Annotated in this window: 7 protein-coding genes; 3 read left to right on the forward strand and 4 right to left on the reverse strand. The window is 29.8% G+C overall.

Features of this window, described 5'->3' with window-relative positions; translation table 11 throughout:
- Positions 1–90: 90 nt before the first annotated feature.
- Positions 91–1986: a ribosomal protection-like ABC-F family protein gene (gene abc-f / locus KPL55_RS21735; protein ID WP_216308856.1), complete on the reverse strand. Its 1896-nt coding sequence runs from the start codon at positions 1984–1986 to the stop codon at positions 91–93.
- A gap of 217 nt (positions 1987–2203) precedes the next feature.
- Positions 2204–2350, reverse strand: coding sequence for a hypothetical protein (locus KPL55_RS21740; RefSeq protein ID WP_216308857.1), 147 nt, complete (start codon positions 2348–2350; stop codon positions 2204–2206).
- Between the two features lie 136 nt (positions 2351–2486).
- On the opposite strand from KPL55_RS21740, the gene KPL55_RS21745 reads away from it, so the two are divergent.
- Both KPL55_RS21745 and KPL55_RS21750 read left to right on the forward strand, forming a co-directional pair.
- Positions 2487–3557, forward strand: coding sequence for an XdhC family protein (locus KPL55_RS21745; protein WP_216308858.1), 1071 nt, complete (start codon positions 2487–2489; stop codon positions 3555–3557).
- Between the two features lie 97 nt (positions 3558–3654).
- Positions 3655–4209 carry a hypothetical protein gene (locus KPL55_RS21750; protein WP_216308859.1) on the forward strand — a complete coding sequence of 185 codons (555 nt, stop codon included), beginning with the start codon at positions 3655–3657 and terminating at the stop codon, positions 4207–4209.
- A gap of 87 nt (positions 4210–4296) precedes the next feature.
- Here KPL55_RS21750 and KPL55_RS21755 read toward each other — a convergent pair whose 3' ends face one another.
- Positions 4297–5736 carry an MFS transporter gene (locus tag KPL55_RS21755; RefSeq protein WP_216308860.1) on the reverse strand — a complete coding sequence of 480 codons (1440 nt, stop codon included), beginning with the start codon at positions 5734–5736 and terminating at the stop codon, positions 4297–4299.
- Positions 5737–5755: 19 nt separating this feature from the next.
- Entirely contained in the window at positions 5756–6190 is a 435-nt protein-coding gene (locus KPL55_RS21760; protein ID WP_216308861.1) for a MarR family winged helix-turn-helix transcriptional regulator, read from the reverse strand.
- Between the two features lie 282 nt (positions 6191–6472).
- On the opposite strand from KPL55_RS21760, the gene KPL55_RS21765 reads away from it, so the two are divergent.
- Positions 6473–6982, forward strand: coding sequence for a DUF2179 domain-containing protein (locus KPL55_RS21765; protein ID WP_216308862.1), 510 nt, complete (start codon positions 6473–6475; stop codon positions 6980–6982).
- Positions 6983–7143: the final 161 nt, after the last annotated feature.

Below are 7143 nucleotides of genomic sequence, written 5' to 3' on the forward strand. Positions count from 1 at the left end.
CACTATTTATGCTTCACTTTTTTTCCTCCACTAACAATAAAATTTATAATAGCCATAATAAACTATATTTCCTCCTCCTTTTAAACAGTATCAAGAGTTTTCAATTTCCATCCATTCTTGAATAACTACATCTAACTCCTCTTGAATTTTTTCCTTACTAACTCCAAGCTCCAACAATTTTTCATACTCACTACCCTTTATATTCATTTCAATATCTATACTTGTTATTTTATCTTCAAGCTCTTGTACCGTATTTTCTATTTTCAAAATTCTAGTTAGCTTGTTATTACTTATAGTTTTATTAGTTGTTTCACTGCGATGCTTATTTATTTTAAACCCCTTAGGTACTTCTGTTTTATCTTGTTTAAACTGATTTTTCTTTTCTTTATAATACTCATAATCACCATTATAGATAATAATTTTTTTGTCTTCTATTTCTAATATTCTTTTTGCTAGCTTATTTATAAAAAATCTATCATGAGATATAAATAATATAGTTCCTTCAAATATTATTAACGCTTCTTCTAGCATTTCCCTTGAATCTATGTCAAGATGATTTGTTGGCTCATCAAGTATCAATAAATTTATATCATTTTGAATTAAAATGCATAATTTAAGTCTGCTTTTTTCTCCACCAGAAAGATTTTCAACTTTTTTAAATACTCGTTCTCCATAAAATAAAAATTTAGCAAGGATTCCTCGAGCTTCCCCCTCTGAAACAGTGATTCCGTCTCTAAAAACGTCAAGTACAGTTAACTCCTCATTGTCAAATGATATATTCTGTGGTAGATATCCTATTTTAATATTAGATCCTAGCTTAACCTCACCCTTCTCAGGTATAACTTGACCTAAAATAATTTTAATAATGGTTGATTTACCACTACCATTACCTCCTATTAAAGCCGTAGATTCGCTATTTCTGACATCTAAATACAAATCTTCTAATAGCTTTTTATCTTCAAATCTTTTACTTATTCCTTTAAGACTCACAACATCCGTTCCAGACCTATCAGTTTTCGCGAAATCAAGTTTTATTTTAGCTTGATTTATTAATGGTTTATCAACCCTTTCTACCTTATTAAGTCTCTTTTGCATACTTTCAGCTCTTTTAAAGAATTTTTCATTATCACCTTGAGTAGCCCATTCTCTTAATTTTTTTATTGCTTTTTCCATTGCTTTTATTTTCTTTTGTTGATCTTTATATGCTTCAAACTCCTCAAATATCCTTCTTTGCTTTTCTATAACATAATATGAGTAATTACCATTATACAAAGAAGTTTCACCCTCCTCAATTTCAACTATTTTTGTTACAACTCTGTCCAAAAAATATCTATCATGTGAAATAACTATTACTGTTCCTTTATATGCTTTAAGATAATTTTCAAGCCATTCTATTGATGTTACATCTAAATGATTTGATGGCTCATCAAGTAGAAGTATCTCAGGATTCTCAAGTAATATTTTGCCTAACATCACAATGGTTTTCTCACCACCACTTAAAGTCATAAATTTCCTGTCTAAAGACTCTTCTTCAAACTTTAATCCAGTACAAACCTTGCTCATTTTCTCTTCAATTTCATACCCACCCTTTGCCATATAAAGTTCATTAAGTTCACTATATTTTCTTAAAACATGTTCTAATTCATTTCCTTTTAAGCTACCCATTTGTACTTCTATCAATTTTACTTGTTTATTTATTTCATAATGATCTTGAAAAGCAGTTTTTAATACATCTATTACTTTAAAATATTCTGGATAATCTGGTATCTGCTTCAAATATCCTATTGTCGAATTTTTTCTTATAGATATGCTACCATTATCTTTATTCTCCATGCCGGCAATAATTTTAAAAATAGTAGTTTTACCCGAGCCATTTTTCCCGATTAGTCCAACTCTTTCATTATTATGAACTTCAAAACTAATATTACTAAATATCCTATTACCACCGAAATATTTTTCTACTCTCTTTAATTCTAGTTCTATCATTATTAATTCCTCCATTTTTTTTATTTATATAACATTACTTATTTCTAATTTCAAGAATAAACTTCAAAAACAAATAAAACCCCAGCAAGAGAGCCTTGCCGAAGTTTTTATGTTTGATTTTATTATAGATTAGTTCTGTAACCTATGCATATACGAATCAAAAAACCTAGGCAAGATAATCCTCACCTAGGTTTCAAATAACATAATTATAATGTATTTAAGGTAAGGATAACTCACTTCTTTTTAGCGATATATTCAATTTTGGGTATACTTCTCCCATAAAAATGATATCAGCGAAACTTATTCCAGATAATGACATTGGTAATCTATCTAAAATTGTATTCTCTAAAAAGAACTTAGCCATAGTTTTTCCTCCTTATATAAAAAATTTATTATGTTAATTTTACCATAACTTTTATTATATATCAATATAATACATTATGAGAATATTATTTAATGTTTTTATTATCTAAAAAAAATCAGCTGGGAGGAAAAACAAAATGAACTCAAACATTTATAATCAACTACTGAGGTATTTGGAAAATGGCGAAAAGGTAGCTTTTGTATCAATTATTAATAAAAATGAAATTTATTCAATAAAAAAATATATTTTTACCCAAAAGACTCTACACTCTCATAATGATTACGATTTCAGCAAATCATTTTATCAAAAAGTTCAATATGTACTGCAATCCGGCACTATCCAATTCGTTAAAATTTCTGAATACTACTTATATTTAATCGAGCCTTATTTTCCTGAGGCTCATCTAATAGTTTTAGGTGGTGGTCATATTGCAGTTCCATTATCTCAATTAGCTCATTTAGTCGGATTTTCTACTACCGTTATTGACGATAGACCATATTTTGCTAATCATAAGAGATTTCCTAATGCTCATAATGTTATCTGTGAAAGCTTCGACAAATGTTTTGATTTAATTGATTTAAATGACTCTTCTTTTGTTGTAATTGTAACAAGAGGTCACAAACATGACATAACTTGTCTTAGGCATGTACTTACATATAATACTGCATATGTGGGAATGATCGGTTCTAAACGCAGAGTTCGTGGCGTCATTGATTTATTACTTAATGAGGGGTATCTTAAAGAAAATCTTGATAAAGTTAATGCCCCAATTGGTCTATCAATTGGCGCAATCACTCCTGAAGAAATAGCATGTTCCATTATTTCTGAGGTCATTAGTTATAAGAGATTAAATAAAGAAATTACTGATTGTAAAAAAAATATTAAATCTAATTGGCCAGAATTTGATAGAAAAGTATTGACTGAACTAAGCCATAATTATGATATTCCCAAAGCAATCATTACTATAATTTCAACTAATGGCTCAGTTCCAAGAAAAGAAGGGGCAAAAATGCTTGTATGGAGTGATGGAAATATTTTAGGAAGTATTGGTGGAGGTTGTAGCGAAAGCTCCGCCATAAATATTGCACATGATGTAATTAGAACTGGTGGATATAGAATTGAAATAATTGATATGACGAGTTCTATTGCTGAAGATGAAGGAATGGTATGTGGAGGTTCCATGGAGATATTAATAGAATGTTTTTAAAAAACGAAGTGAATAAAAATGAGTCATATAAAAAACATTAATTTTGGTTATACTACCTTTAAAGTAAAATTTATTTTACTAACGAGGAGGATTTACAATGAAATCAAAAATTATATTATTAGTATCTGCCTTATTAACTGTATTATTTGTAGGCTGCTCTAAGCAACCTGTAACTCCAAAACAAACAACGCCACCGGAGACAACCCCAAATGTTGTAACCACAGCTTCAATAGTAAATACTTCAGCCGCTTTCGAAAAAGCTATAAGTAGCGAAGGAACGTGGATTATTGCACTCACTAAAGATTTAGCTATTGATAAAGACCTTTTAGTAGAAGGCGAATATAAAAACGGCAAAAAAGACGATAGTGGTAAAGATGTAGTTCAACGCAAAGTAGCTTTGTACACTCAAGATGAAAATAAAAATGTAACCAATAGATTTACTTTGACTTCTCCAAAATTAACTTTTAACAGTCCAAAAGGTAGCATAGAACATGGTACTTTTAAAGGCGACCTTTATGTTTCAGCAAGTGACTTTCAGTTAAAAGATGCTACTGTGGACGGGAACGTATATTTCACTACAGATGAAGCGAAATCTACATTTAAAATGGATGGTACAAGTAAAGTTACTGGAAAACAAGAATTAATAAAATAAACTTAATTACAAATGTAGCTATAACTATAAAAAACATTAAGCCCCAGAAATATTTTATAGGGTTTAATGTTTTTTGTTAATATTTTACTATTTTACGATGTTTATAGATTTAGATTTAATACTATATAATCTTAGAAAGGTTAAAATTGCACCGACTAAACAAATAACTGATGCAGTTATATACACAATTCTCATGCCGTATATAAATGCATCATTACGTCCAACAACGTAATTAGTTACACGATAACCAATTTTGTGACTCATACCGTTATACAAGATAGTAGTAGATAATGCTATTCCACATACCATTCCCAGGTTTCTTACAAGCCCATTAATACTACCTGCAATTCCTAGTTTATCTCTTGGCACTGTGGACATTATAAGTGAGTTATTAGGAGACTGAAATAACCCATTTCCAATTGTCATAACTGCTATATAAAACACCATACTCATTAGACTAGTTTGCTCATTTAAAGTTGACATTAAAAGTAGTCCAACACTGTTTATTGCAAGCCCTATAAAAGTTAGAATCTCAGATCCTATTTTATCAGATAAATGTCCACTTATTGGTGCAACAACAGATAAAATCAGTGGCGATACCATAAGTATTAATCCAGTAAATGCAGGTGAATACTGAAGTACATCTTGAAGAAAAAATGGCTGTATAATAACTGAACAAAACAGTGCTACAAAAGATATAAATCCACAAAATATAGAAAGTGAAAATAATTTATTCTCAAATATTTTAAGATCTAATAAAGGATTTTTACGTTTCTTCTCCACTAATATAAATGTTATGAATGAAACAATTGATATTAAAAATCCTATTAAAATTATAGGCTGTGTAAATCCAATTTCCTGTCCTTTACCTAGAGCCACAAATAAAGGTATTATAGCAAATGAGAATAGTAATGCTCCATACCCATCCAATTTAACCTTCTCAGTCTTGTGTGCCTTAGGTAGAATTTTTAAACCATAAAATAAAGTTATTAAACCTATTGGAATATTTATTAAGAATATATATTCCCAACTAGTAGCGTCTACTATAAATCCTCCAAGTCCCGGTCCAACCATTGCCCCAAGTGCAACAAAGGTTCCTGTAATTCCAAGAGCCCTACCTCTTTCCTTTGCTGGAAACACTCCAGTGATAATTCCCTGACTGTTAGCCATAGTAGCTGCAGCACCTATCGCCTGTATTACCCTAGCTATAACTAAAATTGATAGTGAACTTGTTATTCCACAAAATAATGAACCTATCGTAAATATTGCTATTCCAAACTTAAATACCTTTGTTTTGCCAAGCATGTCGCCTAGCCTTCCAAAAACTAATATTAATGCTGAAATAACAATTAAATAACTTGCTACAACCAATTGGATACCTGCTGATGTTACTTTTAAAGATTTAGCCATTTCAGGTAAAGCTACATTTACAATACTACTATCTAATGTACACATAAAAGTTACCATAACAACTATAAATAAAATTACCCATCTATTTTTAAAATTACTATTTTCTACTGAATCCATTTTCATTCTCCTTTTCTTTTCATAATTCCAATCTTTTTATATTATTTAGAACCTTACTCAAGGAATCTATAGTAATATGCTTCTCTTGCTCACTTAAATCCATTGTTATTAAATGAACAAGTCCATGAATTTCATTAAGAACTTTTGGGATTGTATCCTTTGCTTTATCTGTTAAAAATAATTTATAAGCCCTAGAATCATTTTCATCCTCTTTTCTATCTAAATATCCAAGTTTTATAAGCTTTATTATGGTTCTAGCTGACATTGCCTTATCATAACCTAACTCTTTACTTATTTTATTTTGGCTAATACCTTCATTTTCTCTTAATATTAATAAGTATGGATAAGAACCACTACTTAGCTCATATTCTTTTAGTACCTTATCTAAATACCCTTGTGCTGTTCTAAAAATCTTATTGTTAAGTTTCAACAAATGCATTATGTCTTCCTTCATGTTTTAGCACCTCCCTTATTAGACTATATTAAATATTTTATATCTAGTTGACAAGTCAACCTTATTATAGCGAAATTTAGTTGACTTGTCAACGATTGTACATTTACGCAACTGTACTAAATACAACCTTTTGTTTATTAATTCTTTTCAAAAATTTACTATTTTAATTAAATAAATTTAAACTTTTAATAATAGGTATTGTAATGTTACCTTAAATGGCGCAGTATTATAAAGTAGGAAGCGTACAAGCAACAAATATTTTTTTGATAAAGGGGACTACTTATGTTCGGTTTTATGTTTATATTTTTCGCTAAAATTATTGAGGTTTCTTTAACTACTGTTAGAACAGTACTTATAACTCGCGGTGAAAAACTATATGGATCTATTATTGGTTTTTTCGAAGTAATTATATGGTTATATGTAATTGGTACAATGCTTGATGGAATAAATGAAGCACCCTTTAAAATGGTTACTTATGCATTAGGCTTTGCTTGTGGTAATTACATAGGTTGCATTCTAGAAGAGAAACTAGCACTTGGGCTCATGACACTAAATGTAATAGTGTCTGTTAAAGACGGCAAGACACTCGCCGAACTGATAAGGGCAGAAAATGTAGGAGTTACTATTGTAGATGCAGAAGGTTTAAAAGAAGAGAAAAAAATGCTTATATTACATGTAAAGAGGAAAAGGAAATCTCAAATGTTGAAGTTGATACAAAATTCGGGAATAAATGCTGTTATTTCGCTGGTAGATACTAAAACTATATATGGCGGGTATGGTATTAGAAAATAAAACTATACTTATAATTAATTATAAAATGTAGCCTATGCTACACAAGATAATAGGGGCTTGTGAAATGCTAAAATAAAAATTGTGGATAACTTTTGGGAAAACCTCCAAAAAGTGCAAAAAAAAGAGTACTCAAAGAACCCTTGAAAAAATGTAATGCGGAG

Origin of the sequence: Clostridium lacusfryxellense (assembly GCF_018861735.1) — a bacterium.
Taxonomy (GTDB): Bacteria; Bacillota; Clostridia; order Clostridiales; family Clostridiaceae; genus Clostridium_AD; species Clostridium_AD lacusfryxellense.